General features: G+C 68.4%; 16 protein-coding genes. 7 read left to right on the forward strand and 9 right to left on the reverse strand.

Annotation, left to right across the window (positions count from 1 at the left end; genetic code table 11):
* Positions 1–8 precede the first annotated feature (8 nt).
* The gene (locus ACFTS5_RS14760) at positions 9–2,606 is read right to left on the reverse strand and encodes an ATP-dependent Clp protease ATP-binding subunit (protein WP_378631051.1); all 2,598 of its coding nucleotides are present in this window, start codon (positions 2,604–2,606) and stop codon (positions 9–11) included.
* Between the two features lie 317 nt (positions 2,607–2,923).
* On the opposite strand from ACFTS5_RS14760, the gene ACFTS5_RS14765 reads away from it, so the two are divergent.
* Positions 2,924–4,987: an AMP-binding protein gene (locus ACFTS5_RS14765; protein ID WP_378631053.1), complete on the forward strand. Its 2,064-nt coding sequence runs from the start codon at positions 2,924–2,926 to the stop codon at positions 4,985–4,987.
* Here ACFTS5_RS14765 and ACFTS5_RS14770 read toward each other — a convergent pair.
* The 4 genes from ACFTS5_RS14770 to pruA all read right to left on the reverse strand — a co-directional run bounded on the left by ACFTS5_RS14770 (position 4,970) and on the right by pruA (position 9,789).
* Positions 4,970–5,593: a TetR/AcrR family transcriptional regulator gene (locus ACFTS5_RS14770; RefSeq protein ID WP_378631054.1), complete on the reverse strand. Its 624-nt coding sequence runs from the start codon at positions 5,591–5,593 to the stop codon at positions 4,970–4,972. The genes ACFTS5_RS14765 and ACFTS5_RS14770 overlap by 18 nt on opposite strands.
* A 30-nt stretch (positions 5,594–5,623) precedes the next feature.
* Positions 5,624–7,051, reverse strand: a complete 1,428-nt coding sequence (locus ACFTS5_RS14775) for an amino acid permease (protein ID WP_378631056.1) — start codon at positions 7,049–7,051, stop codon at positions 5,624–5,626.
* A 126-nt stretch (positions 7,052–7,177) separates the two neighbouring features.
* A complete protein-coding gene (locus tag ACFTS5_RS14780; RefSeq protein WP_378631057.1) occupies positions 7,178–8,143 on the reverse strand; it encodes a proline dehydrogenase family protein in 966 nt (321 codons plus the stop codon).
* A complete protein-coding gene (gene pruA, locus ACFTS5_RS14785) occupies positions 8,143–9,789 on the reverse strand; it encodes an L-glutamate gamma-semialdehyde dehydrogenase (RefSeq protein ID WP_378631058.1) in 1,647 nt (548 codons plus the stop codon). Before pruA ends, ACFTS5_RS14780 begins: the two co-directional genes overlap by 1 nt.
* Before the next feature lie 132 nt (positions 9,790–9,921).
* On the opposite strand from pruA, the gene ACFTS5_RS14790 reads away from it, so the two are divergent.
* Both ACFTS5_RS14790 and ACFTS5_RS14795 read left to right on the forward strand, forming a co-directional pair.
* A complete protein-coding gene (locus ACFTS5_RS14790) occupies positions 9,922–11,562 on the forward strand; it encodes a PucR family transcriptional regulator (protein ID WP_378631060.1) in 1,641 nt (546 codons plus the stop codon).
* A gap of 111 nt (positions 11,563–11,673) precedes the next feature.
* Positions 11,674–13,668 carry an alkyl/aryl-sulfatase gene (locus tag ACFTS5_RS14795; protein ID WP_378631454.1) on the forward strand — a complete coding sequence of 665 codons (1,995 nt, stop codon included), beginning with the start codon at positions 11,674–11,676 and terminating at the stop codon, positions 13,666–13,668.
* Positions 13,669–13,673: 5 nt separating this feature from the next.
* Here ACFTS5_RS14795 and ACFTS5_RS14800 read toward each other — a convergent pair whose 3' ends face one another.
* The gene (locus ACFTS5_RS14800) at positions 13,674–14,477 is read right to left on the reverse strand and encodes a VOC family protein (RefSeq protein WP_378631061.1); all 804 of its coding nucleotides are present in this window, start codon (positions 14,475–14,477) and stop codon (positions 13,674–13,676) included.
* A 246-nt stretch (positions 14,478–14,723) separates the two neighbouring features.
* Here ACFTS5_RS14800 and ACFTS5_RS14805 point away from each other — a divergent pair, with 246 nt between their 5' ends.
* Together ACFTS5_RS14805 and ACFTS5_RS14810 are read left to right on the forward strand one after the other, a co-directional pair.
* Positions 14,724–16,763 (forward strand): CocE/NonD family hydrolase, encoded by a 2,040-nt coding sequence (locus ACFTS5_RS14805; RefSeq protein WP_378631062.1) that lies wholly within the window; start codon positions 14,724–14,726, stop codon positions 16,761–16,763.
* A gap of 106 nt (positions 16,764–16,869) precedes the next feature.
* Positions 16,870–17,352 (forward strand): gluconokinase, encoded by a 483-nt coding sequence (locus ACFTS5_RS14810; protein WP_378631456.1) that lies wholly within the window; start codon positions 16,870–16,872, stop codon positions 17,350–17,352.
* Here ACFTS5_RS14810 and ACFTS5_RS14815 read toward each other — a convergent pair.
* Complete coding sequence (locus tag ACFTS5_RS14815) at positions 17,343–18,089, reverse strand: M50 family metallopeptidase (protein ID WP_378631064.1); 747 nt, start codon at positions 18,087–18,089, stop codon at positions 17,343–17,345. The genes ACFTS5_RS14810 and ACFTS5_RS14815 overlap by 10 nt on opposite strands.
* A 129-nt stretch (positions 18,090–18,218) precedes the next feature.
* Here ACFTS5_RS14815 and ACFTS5_RS14820 point away from each other — a divergent pair, with 129 nt between their 5' ends.
* On the forward strand, positions 18,219–19,217 hold the full coding sequence (locus tag ACFTS5_RS14820; protein ID WP_378631065.1) for an SMP-30/gluconolactonase/LRE family protein: 999 nt from the start codon (positions 18,219–18,221) through the stop codon (positions 19,215–19,217).
* 2 nt (positions 19,218–19,219) lie between these two features.
* Here ACFTS5_RS14820 and ACFTS5_RS14825 read toward each other — a convergent pair whose 3' ends face one another.
* A complete protein-coding gene (locus tag ACFTS5_RS14825; RefSeq protein ID WP_378631067.1) occupies positions 19,220–19,798 on the reverse strand; it encodes a pyridoxamine 5'-phosphate oxidase family protein in 579 nt (192 codons plus the stop codon).
* A gap of 134 nt (positions 19,799–19,932) precedes the next feature.
* Here ACFTS5_RS14825 and ACFTS5_RS14830 point away from each other — a divergent pair, with 134 nt between their 5' ends.
* Positions 19,933–20,760: an NADPH-dependent oxidoreductase gene (locus tag ACFTS5_RS14830; protein WP_378631068.1), complete on the forward strand. Its 828-nt coding sequence runs from the start codon at positions 19,933–19,935 to the stop codon at positions 20,758–20,760.
* 13 nt (positions 20,761–20,773) lie between these two features.
* Here ACFTS5_RS14830 and ACFTS5_RS14835 read toward each other — a convergent pair whose 3' ends face one another.
* Complete coding sequence (locus ACFTS5_RS14835; RefSeq protein ID WP_378631070.1) at positions 20,774–21,766, reverse strand: LLM class flavin-dependent oxidoreductase; 993 nt, start codon at positions 21,764–21,766, stop codon at positions 20,774–20,776.
* Between the last annotated feature and the right edge of the window lie 116 nt (positions 21,767–21,882).

Consider the following 21,882-nt stretch of genomic DNA (forward strand, 5'->3'; position numbering starts at 1 on the left):
TCGTTTCGCTACTTCGACGCGAGCTTCTTGTCGTCACCCTTCTTGCTCGCGGCCTTCTTGGCGGGTTTCTTCGCCGCCTTCTTCGTCGCGGACGCGGGCGCCGAACCATTGGTGTCGGGCGAACCTGCCGGGTTCACCGCGGTGACGACCAGGTCGTCGTCGGCGGTGTCGACCTTCACCGTGCCGCCGGGGTCGAGACCGCCGTCGAGGAGCAGTCGCGAGACCCGGTTGTCGAGCTCCTTCTGCACGGTGCGACGCAACGGCCGCGCACCGAATTCGGGCTGGAAACCGCGCTCGCCCAACCAGTCCACCGCGGACTGACTGATCTCGAGTTCGATGTCCTGGGCGGCGAGCATGCGCCGGGTGCGATCCAGGATCAGTTCGACGATCTGTTCCAGCTGCTCCTTGTCCAGGCGATGGAACACGATCTGCTCGTCGATCCGGTTGAGGAACTCGGGCCGGAAGTGCTGGCGCAGTAGCTCTTCGAGCTGCGGCACGATCGAGTCGAGGTCGCCGGGTGGTGCCTCGAGGATCACGTGCGACCCGATGTTGGACGTCATGATCACGATCGTGTTCTTGAAATCGACTGTGCGGCCCTTGGAATCGGTGACGCGCCCGTCGTCGAGCAATTGCAGCAGCACATTGAACACATCGGGATGCGCCTTCTCGACCTCGTCGAACAGGATCACCGAATACGGCTGACGCCGCACCTTGTCGGTGAGCTGCGCGGCATCGTCGTAGCCGACGTATCCGGGCGGGGCGCCGACCAGCCGCGAGACCGTGTGCTTCTCCTGGAACTCGCTCATGTCGAACCGGATCAGGCGATCCTCGTCGCCGAAGACCGCTTCCGCGAGGGCCTTGGCGAGCTCGGTCTTGCCGACACCGGTGGGGCCGAGGAACAGGAACGACCCGATCGGCCGGTTCGGGTCCTTGAGTCCGGCCCTCGCTCTGCGCACCGCCTCGGCGATCGCCACGATCGCCTCGTTCTGCCCGATCACCCGCTTGTGCAGGACGTCTTCGAGCTGGAGCAGGCGCTGCTTCTCCTCGGCGGTCAGATCGGCCACCGGAATACCGGTGCGCTTGGAGATCACCTCGGCGATGTCGACGACATCGACGATCGGCTCCGAGGACGTCGCACCGGACTCCTCCAGCTCCTCCTCGGCGGCGGCGATGTCGGCCTTGAGAGCCTTGGCTTTCTCGTAGTCCTCGTTGTCGACCGCGGCGTCCTTCTCCCGGTACAGCCGCGCAATCGCCTCGTCCCTGGCCTTCACCGCCGGGTCGGGGGTGCCCGAACGGAGCCGGACCCGGGCGCCCGCCTGGTCGATCAGATCGATCGCCTTGTCGGGCATGAACCGGTCGGTGATGTAGCGATCCGACAGCTGCGCGGCCGCGACCAGCGACTCGTCCGAGTAGCGCACCTGATGGTGCTCCTCGTACACGTCGGCCAGCCCGCGCAGGATCTCGATGGTGTCCTCCACCGAGGGCTCCGAGACCATCACCGGCTGGAACCGGCGTTCCAGCGCGGCGTCCTTCTCGATGTATTTGCGGTACTCATCGATGGTTGTCGCGCCGACGACGTGCAGATCGCCGCGGGCCAGCGCGGGCTTGAGCAGGTTGCCCGCGTCCATCGAGCCCTCGCCACCGCCGCCGGCGCCGACGATGGTGTGCAGCTCGTCGATGAAGATGATCAGCTCGTCCTTGTGCGCGCGGACCTCGTCGAGGATCTTGGTCAGCCGCTCCTCGAATTCGCCGCGGTACTTGCTCCCGGCCACGAGCGAGCCGACGTCGAGCGCGATGACGCGGCGGTCGGCGAGGGTGACCGGCACGTCCCCGTTGACGATGCGCTGGGCCAGCCCCTCCACGATCGCGGTCTTACCGACACCCGGATCACCGATCAGCACCGGGTTGTTCTTGCGCCGCCGCGACAGGATCTCGATGGTCTGCTCGATCTCCTCCGCGCGGCCGACAACCGGGTCGATCAGGCCCTCGCGGGCCTCGGCGGTGAGATCGCGGCCGTACTCGTCCAGCGTGGGCGTGTCCGATTCCGGTTGCTGCCGCTTCGACGGCGCGGTCGCCTTCGGGGTTCCCGGCGCGGGTACGCCACCGCTCTGGGTGGCCGCGATGCCGGCGACCAGCGCCTGCGCGGCGACGCTGTCGGGGAGCGAGGCGATGCCGAGCAAGATGTGTTCCGGGCCGATGTAGCTGCTGCCGGATTGGGCCGCCTGGCGCTGGGCGGCGCGCAGCGCGACCTTGGTGGCAGGGCTGAGCGTGATGTCGGCGAGGTCGTCCTCGCTGGGCCTGCCGGTGTCGAGGTAGTCCTCCATCTGCTCGGCGACCTGATCGGGATCCAGGCTGAGCTCGGCGACGATGCTGCGCCCGGGTTCTGCTTCGGTGGCCGCGTACAGCAGGTGTTCGGGAGTGATTTCGGGGTTGCCCCATTCCTGGGCCGCCTCGCGCGCGGTACCGACCAGCAACTTCGCGTTGTCGGTCATCAACTTGCCCAGATCGATGCGTTGTACCGGTGGCTTCGAGGACATTCCGGAACCGAAGAACCGCTGGAAGATGTCGTCGAAAGGATCCCGAGAACTCGGCCAATTTGCTGTCATGCCCACACCTCTTCGCTCGTCGCGCCGTGTGTCACGGCGACTCATGCAGATCGGGTCGGTACTGCCAGCAATACTTCGGCATCCTCGAAGGGTGTGCAAGGGATTGGACAGTTTCACATCGGCGATGTCGGCACGTGTGGCGCACAAACCAAAATCCGGCCGAAACGCTCCCGAACCACCGGTTTTGTCTGATTCTTGATGACAGGGCGCCGCAGCCGGGTAGCGTGGCGACCCGCGAGGTGGTATCGGCCGCAGCGCCCATTTTTGCCCGCCGACCAGCTGGGTCGAACAGGCCGACGGGAAGTAGAGCACGGAGTTTGGTCAACGACGTCATCGATGTCAGCGCGGATTTCACGATCGCGCGTCAAGCGTTGTGGGATGTACTGCTCGATCCCCAGAGCTACCCACGCATGTTCACCGGGATCGGCAGTTGCGAACCGGTGGAACGCCCCGACGGCGCGGTCCACTGGCAGGTGCGGGTCGGTTCGGCGAGCGGCGGTATCCGCACGCACGAGTTCATTCTCGTGATCGGCCGCTGGTACGAGAGTTTCGAACTGCGCAGCCCGGTCCTCGGCAGTTTCGCCGCGATCCGCTTGCGTGGCGATCAGCAGCGCACGCGCCTCGATATCACCCTGTTCGCGACCGCGCGGATCCATCCCTTGCTCGAGCAGGGCGGCAACTCGCTGGTCACCGACTGGGTGAAGGCGGGGCTACGCCGTACCGCCGACTCGATCGCGGGCACCCGTTCCTCGGTGGTGGTCAACGCCGAACGCTCGATGGTGCGTCGCAATGCGGGGGTGGCGCGCAGCATCGCGGCCACCGGCCTGATGCGGCCCGAGCCGATGTCGATCGTGAGACAGCTTCGCTCCCTGTCGAAGTGGGGCTTCAACCTGGCCGGTGGCTACGCGGCGGGCGCGGCGTACGAACCCGATCGGCTCGCGCTGATCGATGCGGGCGGTCATCGCACCTTCGCCGAGGCCGACGCCAGGTCCACCGCGCTGGCCGCCGCGATGCACTCGATCGGTCTGCGCAAGGGTGACGCCATCGGCCTGCTGGCGCGCAACCACGCGGGGATGGTCGAAACCATGGTGGCCGCGGGCAAACTCGGCGTCGACGTGGCGCTGCTCAACGCGGGATTGTCGGGGCGGCGGATCGAGGAGATCGTGCAGCGGCACCGGCTGAGCGCCGTCTTCGTCGACGGCGCGCTGGAAACGCTGATCCGCTACCTGCACAGCGAGGTACCGCGATACACCACCGACAATTGTCCGCCCGACCCCGACCGCACCACGATCGACGACCTGATCACGCAGGCGCACACCGACTTTCCGGTGCCGGCCCATCCCGGCAGGCTGATCGTGCTCACCTCCGGCACCAGCGGTTCGCCCAAGGGCGCGCGCCGCCCGCACGCCAAGGGGTTCGGCACGATCGCCGCGCTGCTCTCGCGGATCCCGCTGCGGGTGGAGGAGGTCATGCTCATTCCCGCGCCGCTGTTCCACACCTGGGGTCTGGCCGGGTTGCAGCTGAGCACCGCGTTGCGCGCCACCGTGGTGTTGTCGGACGGTTTCGATGCGATGGACTGCCTGCGCGCGGTCGCCGAACACCGGATCACCACGTTGATCGTGGTTCCGACGATGGTGGAACGTCTGCTCGAGGTGCCCGACGAGGTCCGTGCGGGCTTGGATCTGTCGAGCCTGCGGTTCGTGGTCAGCTGTGGTGCGCCGCTGGCCGGCGCCACCGTGCTGCGATTCTTGGACAGCTACGGTGACGTGCTCTACAACGTGTACGGCTCGACCGAGGTCTCGTGGGCCAGCGTCGCCACCCCCGACGACCTGCGGGTTTCGCCCACGACAGCGGGTCGCCCGCCGCTGGGTACCCGGGTCGCGGTGCTCGGTCCCGACCTGCGGCCGGTGCCGGTCGGCTCCACCGGACACATCTTCGTCGCCAATCACATGCTCTTCGACGGATACGTCAACTCCGCGCCGCCGGAGGAGGCCGACGGCATGCTCGACACCGGCGACCTCGGTTATCTCGACGCCGGGGGACGGCTGTTCGTGGCGGGCCGCGACGACGAGATGATCATCTCCGGTGGCGAGAACGTCTTCCCGCGACCGGTCGAGGAGGCACTCGCCCACCTGCCGCAGATCAGCGAAGTCGCCGTGGTCGGCGTCCCCGACCGGGAGTTCGGTCAGCGGCTGGCCGCGTTCGTGGTGAAACGCGAAGGGGCGGGACTGGATTCGGACATGGTGCGGACCTACATCCGCAACCGGCTGAGTCGATTCTCGGTCCCGCGTGACGTCACGTTCCTGAGCGCGCTGCCACGCGGGGAGACCGGCAAGATCCTCAAGCGGGTGCTCGTACCCGGGTCAGCGCTGAGCGAGTAGCAAGCGCACCGCACGCTCGATCGTGGCCGATGCCTGCTCGCCCGACAGTCCGCGCCGGTCCTGCAGGTGGTGGCGCGTCGGCCAGGCCAGGGCGCCGTCGACCAGATCGAGCAGCTCGTCGTCGAGTTCGCCGTCGGGGCGCGACAGTTCGGGTGCGAACAGCGCGGCCAGCACGGCGCGGATGCGTTCGTCGGTGCGCCGCATCCGTGCGTCGATCGCGTCGATCGATCGAGATTCCTGCAAACCGGGCAGCCGGGGCACGCGCTGCAGGTCGAAGATCGCGGCGCTCTGCGCGACCGCGACCGTGATCCGCTCGGCCAGGGCAGGCGAGGGGTCCGGAACGACCAGGCACCCCTCGACCATCTCGGACTGGCGCTCCGTCGCGGCCACCAGCAACGCTTCCCGGTCGGGAAAGTGCACGAAGACACTGCGTTCGGAGGTGCCCGCTCTGGCGGCGATCTCGCGCGCGGTCGGTGCGAAATCGCCCGCGGTCACGGCGGCGAGCAGTCCGTCGATGATCGCCTCGCGCGTTTTCGCCGGATCGCGCCGCCGCCGCGGCGCGCGCGCCTGCCCCGCGCCCGCCGCGGCGTCCTGCTCGGATCTCATCGACCCATCACAGCACAGTTGTCTGTCGGCCTACTTGCTCGGCTCCGGCGCGGTCCGGTTCATCACCGAGTGCTTGCGCGAATAGGCGAAGTACACGATCAGACCGACGACCAGCCAGCCGAGGAAGCGCACCCAGGTCTCCCACGGCAGCGACCAGATCAGGTAGGCCGAGAAGCCGATCCCGACCAGCGGGATCACCGGCATCAGCGGCAACCGGAACGATCGCGGAGCGTCGGGCCTGGTGCGCCGCAACACGATCACCGAGACGCACACCACGATGAAGGCCATCAGGATGCCGATGTTGGTGAGCTCGGCGACGGTGTTGATCGGCAGCACGCCGGCCAGGATCGCCGCGCCGAAGCCGACGATCCAGGTGACCCTGGTCGGGACCTTGCGGGTGGGGTGGGTCTTGGCGAACCAGATCGGCAGCAGCCCGTCGCGGCTCATCGCGAACCACACCCGGGTGACGCCGAGCATGAAGGTGAGCACCACGGTGATGATGCCGACGATCGCGCCGACCGCGATGATGTTGGCGACGCCCGGCATCCCGACCGATTCGAACGCGGTGGAGAAACCGCTGGTCGGGCTGATCTCGGTGTACTTCTGCATACCGGTGAGCACGAGTGTGGCCAGCACGTAGAGCACCATCGCGATCGCCAGGGAGTAGATGATCGCCTTGGGCAGGTGCTTGCGACCGTCGATGGATTCCTCGGCGGCGGTACTCATCGCGTCATAGCCGAACACGGCGAAGAACACCGTCGCCGCACCGGTCCACACCGCACCGGTGCCGAACGGGAAGTACGGCTCGTAGTTGGCGCTGTCGATATGGAACACCCCGAGCACCACGATGAGCACGACCAGGGCGACCTTGATGCCGACCGCGACCGTCTCGAACCGGCCCACACTGCCGATGCCGCGCGAGAGCACCCACGCGGTGCCGAGACAGAACAGCACCGCGAACAGGTCGACCACCCGGCCGTCCCCGGTATCGGGCGCGCCGAGCATCCACTCCGGCAGGGTCAGCCCGATTTGATCGAGCAGGAACCCGAAATAGCCCGACACACCGATCGCGACCACCGCCGCCACCGCGATGTACTCGAGCAGCAGATCCCAGCCGATGAACCAGCCGGCGAGTTCACCGAGGGAGACGTAGCCGTAGGTGTAGGCCGAGCCCGCTTTCGGGACCATGCCCGCGAATTCGGCGTAGCACAGCGCTGCCGCGGCACTGGCGACACCGGCGATCAGGAACGAGATCAGCACCGCCGGACCGGTGACCGAGTGCGCGACCGAGCCCGCCAGCGTGAAGATGCCCGCGCCGATGATGCCGCCGACGCCGATCGCGGTGAGCTGCCAGAGCCCGAGTGATTTGGCGAGGCGCTCGTCGCTCGGGATCTCGTCCTCGACCTCGATCAATGGTTTGCGGCGCAACATCTGGGTGCGCAGCTCTGCGAAAGACATTCGCGTTTCCTTCCATCGGCGCACACCGCCGCGTCACGGTGGGCTCATCCGAGTACACCGCCACGCGCAACCGCGGGCGTCGAGAGTGAATAATGTTCAGCGGCGATGATCGTTCGGCACAGCCGGTCATCTTCCGCGCGTGCCGACCAGTGCGCGCAGGAAGAACCCGAGGTTGGCAGGCCTTTCGGCCAGCCTGCGCATGAAGTACCCGTACCACTGGTCACCGTAGGGGACATACACGCGCACATGGTTGCCCGCGGCGGCGAGTCGCTGCTGTTCGTCGGCGCGAATGCCGTACAGCATCTGGTACTCGTACTCTTCGGTCTTGCGCTGCGCCGACTGCACGCCCACCCCGGCCGCGGTGATCACGGCCGGGTCGTGCGAGGCGATCATCGGATAGCCCGCGCCCGCGGTGAGGATGCCGAGGCACCGCATGTAGGACGCGTCGACCTCGGCCTTGTCGCGGAAGGCGACCGACTCGGGTTCGTCATAGGCGCCCTTGCACAGCCTGATTCGCGAGCCCGGGCCCGCCATCGCGCGGCAATCGTCCTCGGTGCGGCGCAGATACGCCTGCAACACCGTGCCCAGCCAGGGGTAGTCCGCGCGGAGTTCGCGCACGATCGACAGCGTCGAATCGGTGGTGGTGTGGTCTTCGGCATCGACGGTGACCCAGATCCCCGCGGCCTCGGCGGCGGCGCAGATCTGGCGGGCGTGCTCGCGGGCGATGGCGTGACCGTCGCCCGGCACGGCCTGCCCGAGCGCGGACAGTTTCACCGACACCTCCAGTGGCCGAACAGCTCCCGTGGCCACCTCGGCCTGGGGGAGTACGCCGAGCGCGGCGATCAAGGTCCGGTACTGCGCGACGGTCGCCTCGGCGCCGGCCAGGTCGGTGGTGTCCTCGCCCAGGTAGTCGATGCTGACGAAACGTCCTGAGCGCAACAATGATTCGGTGGCCCGCACCGCCTGCTCGGTGCTGGTGCCCGCCACGAAGCGGGCCACCACCGCCCGGCTGATCGGCAGCCGGGTGATGGTGCGCTCCAGTCGGGGTGACCGCGCGGCGGCGAGCATGGTCGAACGCAGCAGAGCAGACATCAGCCGACCTCCGGTGCCTGGTGGGGGTAGCGGTGCTCGGTGGGCGGAACGAAGGTCTCCTTGATCGTGCGCGCGGAGGTCCAGCGCAGCAGGTTCTGCTGGGAACCGGCCTTGTCGTTGGTGCCGGACGCGCGTCCACCGCCGAAGGGCTGCTGGCCCACGACCGCCCCCGACGGTTTGTCGTTGATGTAGAAGTTGCCCGCGGCGAAGGTGAGCCGGTCGGTGGCCTCGGTGATCGCGGTGCGGTCCTGGGCGATGACCGAGCCGGTGAGCCCGTACGGGCTGCCGCTGTCGACGAGGTCCATCGCGTCGGCGAAGGCGGTCGGGGTGCTGTCGTGGTAGACGTGCACCGCCAGAATCGGGCCGAAGTACTCGGTGCCGAAGACCTCGTCGGTCGGATCGTCACCGACCACGATGGTCGGGTCGACGAACCAGCCGACACTGTCATCGCTGTGTCCGCCGGCCACCACGGTCAGGCCCGGCGTGGCCTTGGCGCGTTCGAGCGCGGCGGTGTTGCGGTCGAAGGCGCGTCGATCGATCAGCGCCCCACCGAAATTGGTGAAATCGGTGACATCGCCATAGCGCAGGTTCGATGTCCGTTCGATCAGGTCCTCCGACATCGTCGCCCACACCGAACGCGGGATGAAGGCTCGCGAAGCGGCCGAGCACTTCTGGCCCTGATAGTCGAACGCGCCGCGTACCAGCGCGGTGGTGAGTACCGCCGGATCGGCCGACGGGTGCGCGAGCACGAAGTCCTTGCCGCCGGTCTCGCCGACCAGCCGCGGATACGTGCGGTAGCCGTCCAAACGCTGCGCGACTTCGCGCCACAGGTGCTGGAAGGTGGCCGTCGACCCGGTGAAGTGCACGCCGGCCAGTCGTGGGTCGGCCAGCACGACATCGGAGATCACCGGGCCCGGCCCGTTGACCAGGTTGATCACTCCGGGCGGCAGACCGGCCGCCTCGAGCAATCGCATCGTCAGATAGGCCGCCACGGCCTGGCTCCTGGCCGGCTTCCACACCACCGTGTTGCCCATCAGCGCGGGCGCGGTGGGGAGATTGCCGGCGATCGCGCTGAAGTTGAACGGTGTCACCGCGTAGACGAACCCCTCGAGCGAGCGGTACTGCATCCGATTCCACACCCCCGGCGAGGAAATCGGCTGCCCGGCCAGGATCTCGCGGGCGAACGAGACATTGAACCGCCAGAAGTCGATCAGCTCGCACGGTGCGTCGATCTCGGCCTGGTAGGCGGACTTGGACTGCCCGAGCATCGTCGCGGCCGCGATCTTCTCCCGCCACGGCCCGGAGAGCAGGTCGGCGGCACGCAGGAAGATCGCGGCTCGATCGTCGAACGGCATCGCCTGCCAGGCGGGCGCCGCGGCACAGGCGGCTTCGACCGCGGCGGCGGTTTCGGCGGTGCTCGCGTCGTGCAGGGTGCCGAGGACGGCGGCGTGACGATGCGGTTGGACCACGTCGTGGGACGGGCCGTCGCCGGGCAGATGGCGACCGCCGATCACGTGGCTGATCTCGGTGGGGGAGGCGGACAACTCGGCGAGCGCGGTCTGGAGGCGGTGGCGTTCCGGGGTGCCCGGAGCGAAGGTGCCGACAGGTTCGTTGACCGGTGGCGGGGTGGTCGCGATGGCGTCCATGAGTGCGGCTCCTGCGTCGTGAGGGATAGCGGGATGTGACGTAGTCAACACCGATCGGCAGCAGTCATAATCATCTGATCGGATGAATATCCGAGCTTGTCTTTGTCCGATCGACCAAACCGGAGGTACCCGATGCCCGACGGGTCCACCACGCTGCGCGGGCTGCTCGCCGCGCTCGACCACGCCGTCGCGACCCTCGTCGCCGCGCCCGCGGGCGAGGAGGTCGCGGTGCGAACGGTCGCGTTGGCCGAGCCTGCTGACCTGCCCGAACACCTCGACGCCGAGGGCGCCCTGCCCGAGGTGTACTTGCTGGTCGGCGTCGACGTCGATGCGACCGAGCGCTGGTTGCGCGAAGTCGGCGACCGCGACCCCGCGCAGCGGCCACGTGTGCTCATGACCAAGAGCGCCAACGACTCGCCCGCGGTGCGCGCCGCCGCCCACACCGCGGGCGTCGCGCTGGTGCACGTGCACCGGCAGGCGCGCTGGGACCAGGTGTTCTCCCTGATCCGGCGGATGCTGGCCCGTTCACCCGGTCAGCGCGCCGCCTCCGACGAACACGACCTGCTCGCCCCCGACACCGACCTGTTCGGGCTGGCCCAGGTGCTGGCCAGGGAAACCGGCGGCATGGTCTCGATCGAGGACCCCCAATCGCACGTCCTGGCCTACTCGGCCTCGGACGCCTCGGCCGATCAGCTGCGCATCCAGTCCATCCTCGGCCGGGAAGGCCCGAGCGACTACCTGCGGATCCTGCGGGAATGGGGCGTGTTCGACCGGGTGCGGCGCGGTGACGAGGTCGTCGACGTCCCCGAACATCCCGAGCTCGATATCCGCCGCCGACTCGTCGTCGGCATCCGGCGGGGCGCCGACGGCGCGCAAGCCAGAATGCTCGGGACCATCTGGTTGCAGCAGGGCGCGGGGCCCCTGCGACCCGACGCGGCACAGGTGTTGCGCGGCGCGTCGGCGGTGGCGGCCAGGATCATCGCGCGACGGCTGGACGCGCCGTCGACCGAGGCACTGCTCGTGCGCCGGTTGTTCGGCGCGCACGGTGACGGCGTCGACGTGCCCTCGGTCGCCGCCGCGCTGAACCTGCCGACGACCGGTCCCGCCGCGGTGATCGGTTTCGCACCGATCGGCCCGGCCGCGGGACTGGCCGCGTCGAGTGGCTTGATCCGGTTGCACGCCAGCGCTTTCCGCGACGATTCGGTGACCGAGTCGATCGGCGAGCGGGTCTATGTGCTGTTGCCGGCCTACCATTCCGAGCGTGGCGTCGGCTCGTGGGTGCGCAAGCTGGTTACCCAGCTCGAGCAGACGCGCGAACTGATCGTGCGGGCCGCGATCGCCGCACCGGTCGCCGGGCTCACCGCGGTCGCGGGGGCGCGCGCCGAGGTCGACCGGGTGCTGGACAGCCCGGTCGCCGACCCCACGGGTGGCCGGGTCGCCACGCTGGCCGATGCCAGGACCGCGGTGCTGCTGGCCGAGATCATGGAGCTGATCCGCGAGCGCCCGCGCCTGCACGATCCGCGCCTGGCCGATCTCGACGCCTACGATCGAACGCACGCCGCTGACCTGCGGGTATCGGTTCAGGCCTATCTGCGGGCGCACGGTGAGGTGCGCGCCGCCGCGACCGCGTTGCGCGTGCATCCGAACACGCTGCGCTACCGGCTACGACGAGTGGAGGCCATCCTCGGCATCGATATGACCGACCCCGAGGACCGGTTGCTGCTCGATATTCAGCTGGCCGCGCTGCCCGGTACGGCGATTGCTCAGAAGTAACACAGGTATTGCAGTTAGTCTGCAATAGTCGTCCGGGTCGGACGGTCGTGGAACGAAGGAGTAACGGTGAGCACTGCACACAGGGGCCGGGGCGAGCTGTCGCGGCGCGGGATGCTGGGTGTCGGAGTCGGCGCGGCTGCGGCGGTGGCGGTCGGCGCGACCGTCACCGGATGTGGTGACCGACCGGCCGGAGTCACCCCGTCGAGCACCCAGACCGAGCCGACCCAGGCCATCCTGGATGCCAACCGCGCGCTGACCGACACCTTGCCCTTCGGCGATACCGCCGACTTCGCCGACGCCGACCGCGGCTGGATCGCCTCCCTCGAGCCGGGCACGGTGACCGATCCGTCGGGGAAAGTGGTGTGGGACACCGACTCCTACGACTTCCTCGCCGGTTCCTGTCCGCAATCGGTGAACCCGAGCCTGTGGCGGCAGTCCCAGCTCACCGTCAAGCAGGGCCTCTACGAGATCGCGCCGGGCTTCTACCAGATCCGTGGCCTCGACCTGTCGAACATGACGTTGATCGAAGGCGAGACCGGCGTGGTCGTCATCGATCCGCTGGTCTCGGCGGAGACCGCGGCGGCCGGGCTCGCGCTCTATCGCAAGCATCGCGGTGACCGGCCGGTCACCGGCCTGATCTACTCCCACTCCCATGTCGATCACTTCGGTGGCAGCTACGGCGTCATCACCCCGCAGGACGTCGCCGCCGGTCGTTGCCCGGTGATCGCGCCGTCGGGATTCATGGAGCACGCCGTCGCCGAGAACATCTACACCGGTACGGCGATGGCCCGCCGCGCCGCCTACATGTACGGCGCCGCCCTGCCGCGCGGTCCGAAAGGTCAGGTGGGATCCGGTCTCGGACAGACCACTTCGGTCGGCACGATCGGCCTGATCCCGCCCACCGTGCATGTCACCCGCACCGACCAGGAGGAGACCGTCGACGGCGTGCGGATGGTCTTCCAGTTGACGCCGGGCACCGAGGCGCCGTCGGAGATGAACTTCTACTTCCCCGACCGCCGCGTCCTGTGCATGGCCGAGAACGCCACCCACACCATGCACAACATCGTCACCCTGCGCGGTGCGCTGGTGCGCGACCCGCATGTCTGGTCGAAATACCTCACCGATTCGATCAACCGCTACGGCCGCCGGTCCGATCTGGTGTTCTCCTCGCACCACTGGCCGATCTGGGGTACCGATCGGATCGTGGAGTTCCTGTCGCTACAGCGCGACATGTACGGCTACCTCAACGATCAGACGCTGCGACTGCTGAATCAGGGCTACGTCGGCGCCGAGATCGCCGAAATGCTGCGGATGCCGCCCGCGCTGACCGCGTCGTGGTCCACGCACGGCTACTACGGCTCGGTGAGCCACAACGTCAAGGCCGTGTACCAGCGGTATATGGGCTGGTTCGACGGCAACCCCGCGCACCTGTGGGAACACCCGCCGGTGGAGAACGCGCGCCGCCACGTCGACGCGATGGGCGGCGCCGACGCGGCTCTGCGGACGGCGCAGAAGGCCTACGACGCCGCCGACTACCGCTGGGTCGTCCAAGTCGTGAACTACGTGATCTTCGCCGACCCTACCAACAAGACGGCAAAAGACTTGCAGGCCAGCGCTTTCGAACAGCTCGCCTACGGCGCGGAGAACGCCACCTGGCGCAACTTCTATCTCAGTGGTGCCCACGAACTGCGCAACGGTTCCTTCGGCACGCCGACCACGGCCAACTCCGCGGCGATGGCCGCAGCGCTGAGCGTGGAGCAGGTGTTCGACGCGGTGTCGCTGCGGATCGACGGTCCGAAGGCCTGGGATGTCCGGATGAGCACCGACTGGCGGATCAGCAACGAGGACAACCGCGTTCACCGCGTCGAACTGCGCAACGGCGTGCTGGTGCACTACGACCGATTCCCCGGTGACGCGCTGCCCGCGCCCGACGCGACGATCACTCTCACCCGTCAGACCCTGATCGCCACCCTGGTCGGCGGCGCCGACCTGCGCAAGGGTGTCGCGAGCGGTGACATCGCCCTCGACGGCGATGTCACCGCACTGGCGAAGCTGCCCGGCCTGATCGACAAGCCGGACCCGAACTTCGCCATCGTCACACCGTGACGAGGTCAGGACCCGGTGGGCACCTCGCCGACCGCCTTGGCCGGATCGATCACGCCGAACACCTCGCCCTGGGGCGCTTGCAGAATGCCCATCCGGCCGAACGGGCTGTCGTCGGGGCCCATGATCACCGAAGCTCCCAGTTCGGCGGCCACGGCCAGCGAGCCGTCGGCGTCGTCGACCTGGATCCAGGTGAGCCAGTAGGGCGGGGTACTCAGCGCTGAGGCGTCCATCATGCCGCCGATCTCGTGGCTGTCACCGGGCAGCGCGAAGGTGGAGTAGGTGAAGGTTTCCCCGTCGCCGATCTCGTTGTACTGCCAGCCGAATACCGTGTTGTAGAACTGGTGTGCCTGGTCGTAGGCGGGGGTGTGCAGTTCGTTCCAGCAGTAGGCGCCGTGCTGGTTGAACACGCCGGCGCCGTGGTGGGCCTTGGCTTCCCATACGCCGAAGACCCCGCCTGCCGGGTCGGCGGCGATGAACATCCGCCCGACGTCGAGGACATCGAACGGCGGCATGAACACCTGTCCGCCCGATTTGCTCACCCGTTCGGCGATCTCGTCGGCGCGTTCGGCCGCGAAGTAGGTGGTCCAGACCGACGGCATCTCGCCCATGCCCTCCGGTTTCGGACCGATGCCCGCCGCCGGTCGGCCGTCGAGTGTGGCCATGAGATAGCCGCCGGCTTCGGCGGGACCGTCCTGGACCTCCCAACCGAACAGCGTCCGGTAGAAGTCGCGGGCGGCGGTGGTGTCGTCGACCTGACAGTCGATCCAGCAGGGAGTCCCCTGCGGCCAAGCTTCGTCGCGTGTCGGCATTGTCGAACGTCCTCCTCGGCGATGGATGAAGGCCGGTCCCAACCGCACCGGCACGGGTCAGTCAACCACCAGCCACCGACATGAATGCGGAGCCGCAACCGCGCTGAACTGGAACAACGTGTCTTCACTGCGACAGTCCGAGCGGGCCGACGCTCGCCCGGCAAACTCGTTACCCCTGTTACAGTTTCCGCGCCGATCGTGCGGTGGCTTGGTCAACGTCGGAAACGAACCGGTCGGGAGCGATACATGGTGGGTAGAGGTTCGGAACGCGGGTTCGTCCGGATTCTGGTGACGGTCCTCGCGGTGGTCGTCGTGCTCGGCTGCGGCGGTGGTCCCGCCGGTGGACAGCCGCCGGACGCGCCGACCGCGCGGTGGACCGCCCAGCACGACGGCCCTGGCGCCTATCCCCAGGTGCGGGTGGAGCGCGGGGTCCAGATCGCGATGAGCGACGGCGTGGTCCTCAAAGCCGACGTCTACCGCCCGGCCGACGCCGCGGGCGTGATCGAGCAGAAGCCGCTTCCGGTGATCGTCAGCCTGACGCCGTATTCGAAACTCATGACCGGGCTGATCGAATCGGCCGCCGCGATCCCGGGCCTGCAGTCCACCGCCGTCGACATCGTGCGCAGGCTGAACCTGTCCACCACCCCGATCAGCGGTTTCGGCGACCTGATGCAGGCACTGGACGGCGGCATGATCCAGACCATGCTCGGCGTCGACCGCAAACTCGTCAGCGCCGGCTATACCGTGATCGTGGCCGATGTGCGCGGAACCGGTCTGTCGCAGGGCAAATGGGACACCCTCGGTGCGCGCGAACAACTCGACACCCGCGAGGTGATCGACTGGGCGGCCACGCAGCCGTGGTCGAACGGGCGCATCGGGATGAGCGGCGGCTCCTACTCCGGAATCAACCAGCTGCGGGCCGCCGAGAACGCCCCGCCCGCGTTGCAGGCGATCTTCCCGGTCGAGCCCGGCAGTGACCTCATGCGCGACGTGGTCGCTCCCGGTGGCGGCGTCGGCACCACCTTCCTGCCGCTGTGGCTGAACTCGGTCAACCAGCTCAAACTCGTCCCCGACGTGGCCTCGATGGTCGACGGCAGTTTCGACTGGACCTGGTTCAAGGATCGCCTCGCCGACCCGACCACCAACTTCGACCTGCTCGCCCAGTCGCTGCTCACCCCCTCGCTGTCGAACATGCCCCCCGCGCTCGACGGCGCGCTCGACGACACCTCGGCGTTCCGCGAGGCGATCATGGGCCACCCGGAGAACGTCACGGTGCCCACCTTCGTCTACGGCGGCTGGCACGACATCTTCGCCAACAGTGCGACCAAGCTCTACGAACAGATCCCGCTGCCCGCCGGGCGCAAGCAGCTCGTCGTCGGCGACACCTATCACGCCAATCCCGGTGCGGGCACCGGTGTTCCCGGCGCGCCCCCGCGCCTGGACGTTCTGCAGCGGGCCTGGTTCGACAAGTGGCTCAAGGACATCGACAGCGGCATCGAGGGATTCGGGCCGGTCACGGTGAAACAGCAAGGTGGCAGCTGGGTGACGCTGCGCGAGTTCCCGCAGCCCGGCGTCACGCATCGCCGCGTCTATCTCTCCGCCGCCCCCAGCGGCAGCACCGAGGACAGTCTGCACGACGGATCGCTCAGCGCCACCGGGCCTACCGCTACCGAAACACTCACCGTCGCACCGGGTTTGAATCAGGTCTGCTCGCGCGACGCGGCACAGGGCTCGGCGGGTATGGCGGCCGCGTTCGACACCTGCGCGAAGGACTCCCGCATCGCCGAACGCAACGGGCTCACCTTCACCAGCGCCCCGCTGACCGAACAGACGGTGATCTCGGGCCCGATCAACGTGCGGCTCAACACGATCCACGACGCCACCGACGGGTTCTGGAACGTCACCGTCAACGACGTGGCACCCGACGGGACCTCGACGGTGCTCACCACCGGCCAGCTCACCTCGTCGATGCGCGCCGTCGACGAACGGCGCAGCGCGCGCTCGATCAACGGCGACTTCACCGCGCCCTTCAACCCCCTCACCGTCGACCGGCTGCTGCCGGTGGTCCCCGGCGCACCCACCGATATCGATGTGGCCGTCATCCCGACCCAGGCGGTGCTGGCGCCGGGACACCGGCTGCGCATCGACGTCTTCGCGGGTAACGCGCCCAAGGCATTGCCGTTCCGGCCGATGCTGAACGCCAGCGGCCTCGAGCCCCAGCACGTTCGTCTCGACCCCGCGGCGCCGAGCTTCGTCAACCTGCCCACCGACCGTCCGATTCCCTGATCGACGCTGGGGGAGTCGTCGCCCCCCACTACCCTCGGTCGGGCAGGATGCGTGGGCGTGCTGTGGAGACGAGGAGGTCGCTGTGGTCGAACCTGTCATCGTGGTGATGGGCGTGTCGGGGTGTGGGAAGACGACCGTCGGCGCGCTGACCGCCGACCGGCTCGAAGTCCCGTACGCCGAAGGTGACGACTTCCATCCGCTGGCCAATATCGAGAAGATGGCCGCGGGCATCCCGCTCACCGACGAGGACCGGCTGCCCTGGCTCGACACCGTCGCGAACTGGCTCGCCGAGCACCAGGCGACCGGCGGGGTGGCGACCTGCTCGGCGTTGCGGCGGGCCTATCGCGACCGCCTGCGCGAGAAGGCGCCGCAGACCTACTTCGTTCACCTGGCCGCCACCCGCGAGGAACTGCTCCGCCGGATGACCGGCCGACTCGGTCACTTCATGCCGACGATCCTGCTGGACTCCCAGCTCGACACCCTCGAACCGCTGCAACCCGACGAAGCGGGTGTCACCCTCAACGCGCTGCAGCCGCCGAGTGTGCTCGTCACCGAGGCCGTCGACAATTGGATCGCCGATCACCGCTGAAGTAGCGGGTGCAGCTCCTCGACCGGGGCCAGCATCAACATCGCGCCCACGACCAGCGCCGCCAGGCACACAGCGCTGAAGAACAACACCCACAGCACCGCGGGCAGATGCGTCAACCGGGCCAGCTGGTCGGCATCGGAGTCCGTTCGCCCCGGTTGCCTGCGCCGGCTGCGTTGCAGCTCGAAGACGGGCCGCACCCCGGCGGCCAGCAGGAACCACGCCGCGAGATACGCGAACGCGGCCTGCAGCAGATCGCTGCCGAACCACGACACTCCGAACACCAGTGCGCCGAGCACGAACACGGTGAGCAGCCCGTACACATTGCGTACCTTGATCAGCACCGCCGCCAGCATCACCAGCGTCGCCCACAGCATCACCGTGACCCGGCCCGTCCCGAGCAGCGCCGCGTAGCCGAGCCCGAGCAGCGCCGGCGCCGGATATCCGGCGGCCGCGGTGAGGATCATGCCGGGACCACTCGGTTTGCCGCTCGACACGGTCAGCCCCGAGGTGTCGGTGTGCAGGGTGATCGCGTGCAGCCTGCGCCCGGTGAGCAGCGCGACCAACGCGTGCCCGCCCTCGTGCGCCACGGTCACCGCGGCGCGGGTCAGCCGCCACAGCGGTCGGTAGCCGACCAGGATCAACGCCACCGCGGCGGTGGCGAGCACCAACCACCAGGCGGGTGCGGGCTGGGGTGCGAGGAGACGATCGAGCAGCGAGCTGGCAGATCCGGTGTTCACCGCCGCACTTTAACCGCCCGCGGGCTCGTGCGTCGCCGACCGTGGAACCGGACTGCCGCAGAACTGCCTGCGGTGCCGTCCATTCCGCCACCGGGCCCGTAGCGACGCGCATCGTGGTAGCAATTGGGCATGCAGATGCGCCCTCACCGCTGGACTCCGCCACGCCCCACCGCTCGTGCGCGACAGACCCAGAGCGATCCGCCGATGCCGCCGACCCGCCTGTTGCCGCTGCCGGGCAACGGCCCGGAGGATGTCGTGGTGCTGCCGGACGGCCGGATCGTCACCGGGACCGACGACGGCGCGATCTGGCGCGTCGATCCGGCCGGTGGTGAGGTCGAGCGGATCGCCGACGCCGGCGGCAGGCCGCTGGGCATGCACGTCGAGGCCGACGGCGCACTGCTGATCTGCGTCGCGGGTCGGGGCATCCTCCGGCTGGCCGAGGCGGGCGCGGAACTCGAGGTCGTCGTCGCCGAGCTCGACGGTGTCCCGATCGCGTTCCCCAGCAACGTGATTCGCGACGACGATGGCACGATCTATTTCTCGATCTCGTCGCGGCGGTGGCCGTTCGAGGAGTGGATGACCGACATTCTGGAACATTCCGGCAGCGGAGCGCTGGTCCGCCGCGATCCGGACGGACACCTGGAGGTGCTCGTCGACGGTCTCCAGTTCGCCAACGGCGTGGTCCTGGCCCCCGACCGATCCTGTCTGCTGGTCGCCGAGACCGGTGCCTACCGGATCACGCGCTACTGGCTGACCGGTCCGCGCGCGGGCACCACGGACTACGTCGCCGAGAACCTGCCCGGTTCACCCGACAACATGCTGGTGGGCAGCGACGGACTGGTCTGGGTCGGCATCGTCTCCCCACGCAACCCATTGCTGGACAGGCTCTTCCCGCTCCCGGGGATCCTGCGACGACTGGTCGACGCGCTGCCGGATCGCCTGACGCCCGCGCCCGTTCGTTCGGTCTGGGTGCTCGCGTTCGATTTCGACGGCGCCCTCGTGCACGACCTGCAGCGAGACGGCGCCGACTACGCGCTGGTCACCGCGGTGGCCGAACACAACGGCACCCTCTACCTGGGTAGCCTGTCCGAGCCAGCGATCGCGGTCACCTCGATACCGGCGAGCTGACCTCAGCGCCGCACGGTCGACGGCACCGGATGATCCGGCTCGAGTGCGGGCAGCCCGTCGATGCTGGTGGCGTTGTCGCCGGCGATCCGGCGGGCGAAATCGGCGTCGGTACGGCGGGTATGGGCTTCGTCGAGGATCGAGCGTTCCTCGACGAGCTCGAGTTTCGGCACCGACCAGCCACACGAGTCGGCGATCCGGTCGACCGAGATCACCACCACCGAACGGATACCGGTGTGACCGGTGCCGAAATGCTCACGCAGCCTGTCGAATTCGTCGGAGTCGGGGCGCACCACCCGGCCCGCACCGAAGAGTCGCAGGATGCGGGTGGTGCGGGTGAACGAGCAGAACATCACGGTGATCCGTCCGTTGTCGCGCAGATGGGCGATCGTTTCCGAGCCGCTGCCGAACAGATCGAGATAGGCGACGGTGTGGTCGTCGAGCACGGCGAAGGTGTCGCGATAGCCCTTGGGGGAGACATTCACGTGGCCGCCGACGGACGGCGCGGTGCCGATGAAGAACATCGGTTGTTCGGTGATGAATGCCCGCAACTTGTCGTCGATCCGATCGAACACCTTGCCCATGACGCACTCTCTTCGTCCCACCAGTCGGTGGGCTCCCCGCGTCCACTGTATCGACCGGCCGGACCGAGGCAGCCGTTCGGTTCACGGTGAGGGTTACCGCAGACGGCCGCGGCGAGTTGGCCGACGATATCCCTATGACGCAGACCGCACCGAGCCCCGCCCACCCCGTACAGCAGCGTTACGCGGACCCGGCCACCGAGATTCCGGCCCAGTGGAATCCGGTGCTCGAGGTGCTGCACGCGCACAAGTCGGTGCGCCGCTATCTCCCGGATCCCGTATCGCCGGACACGATTCGGCTGCTGGTCTCGGCCGCGCAGTCGGCGGCGACGTCGTCGAACCTGCAGGTGTGGAGCGTCATCGAGGTCCGTGATCCGGCGCGCCGGTCGAGGTTGGCCGCGATCGCGGGCGGTCAAGCGCATATCGAGCAGGCGCCCGTGCTGTTGGTCTGGACTGCCGACTTCGCCCGGTTGCGTCAGCTCGCCGACGATCACGACGCACCGCTGGAGGGCGCCGACTATCTCGAATCCAGCTACGTCGGCTTCGTCGACGCCGCGCTCGCCGCACAGAACGCGGTGGTCGCCGCCGAATCCCTCGGTTTGGGCACCGTCTACATCGGCGCGCTGCGCAACGACCCGGAAGCGGTTGCCGCCGAGCTGAATCTGCCCGACCACGTCTTCGCGGTCTTCGGCCTGGTTGTCGGCCACCCGGACCCGGCGGAGGGCACCAGGGTCAAGCCACGCCTACCGCAGACGGCGGTGCTGCATCACGAGACCTATGACCTTCCTGCCCAGCGCGAGCCGGTCGCCGAGTACGAACAGCGGATCGGCGAGATCTACACCGACCAGGGCCTGCCGTTCTCGTGGACCGAACGCACCCTCGCCCGGCTGGCCTCGGCGGCCTCCCTCAACGGTCGCCACCGGTTGCGGGAGTCCTTGGCCGCCAGGGGATTCCGGCTGCGCTGAGTCAGGCAACCGCTCAGCCGTCGATCGCCTTCTTGGTCAGGTCGAGCGAGCGGATGCGGGCGTCGAGGTCGTAGACGAGGATGTTGAGCATGAGCTCGTCGGGGGAGGTCGCGTCGAGCAGTTGTGCAGCTTGGGCGCGGACCGTCTCCGGCGAGCCCTGCAACTGCGCGGCCCGGCGCTGCGCCGCGAAGTGGCGTTCGGCGTCGGTGCCGGGGAAGCCCGCGGCCTGCTCCGGGGTGGCCAGTGCCTGCGGGCGGCCCGAGCGCAGATTGGCGAAGGCGAGATCGCGGGGTGCGGCAAGGCGGTCTGCCTCGGCATCGGTGTCGGCGCAGATCGCCGACGCGGCCACGATCGTGTACGGCTCGCTCAGGGTCTGCGACGGCCGGAAGTTGTCGCGGTAGAGCGTCAGCGCGGCGACGGTGTTGTCGGGAGCGATGTGATGGGCGAACGCGAACGGCAGACCCAGCACCGCGGCGACCTGGGCGCTGTAGCCGCTCGAGCCGAGCAGCCATACCTGCGGTTCCGCGCCGAGGCCGGGGCTTGCCACGATCCCGTTCGGATCGGCGCCACGGAAGAAGCCGATCAGCGCGGTGAGTTCCTGGGGAAACGCGTCACCACCGAGTCCTTCGGCGCTGCGGCGCAGTGCGCGCGCGGTGACCGGATCGGTGCCGGGTGCGCGGCCGATCCCGAGATCGATCCGTCCGGGATGCAGCGACTCGAGTGTGCCGAACTGTTCGGCGACCACCAGCGGTGGATGATTCGGCAACATCACCCCGCCCGAACCGACCCTGATCCGCGAGGTGGACGCGGCCAGATGCGCCAGCACCACCGCCGGCGCCGCACTGGCGATGCCGGGCATGTTGTGGTGCTCGGCCACCCAGAATCGGCGAAAGCCCTGCTCCTCGGCGTGCTGTGCGAAGCGGGTCGTCGCGTGCAACGCGTCACCGGCTGTCGCATCCGATTGCACCGGTGCCAGATCCAGAACCGACAGCGTGACGGCGCTCATGAGCCTCCTCGAGTTGTGTATTACCCCTATGGAGGCCAACCCGCGACGGACTGCCGGTATTTCCGCGCACCGGTGGTGGTGACACCGGCCACGGTTGCGGGGCGGTAGCGTGCACG

The organism is Nocardia sp. NPDC056952 (assembly GCF_042674185.1).
Lineage (GTDB): Bacteria > Actinomycetota > Actinomycetes > Mycobacteriales > Mycobacteriaceae > Nocardia.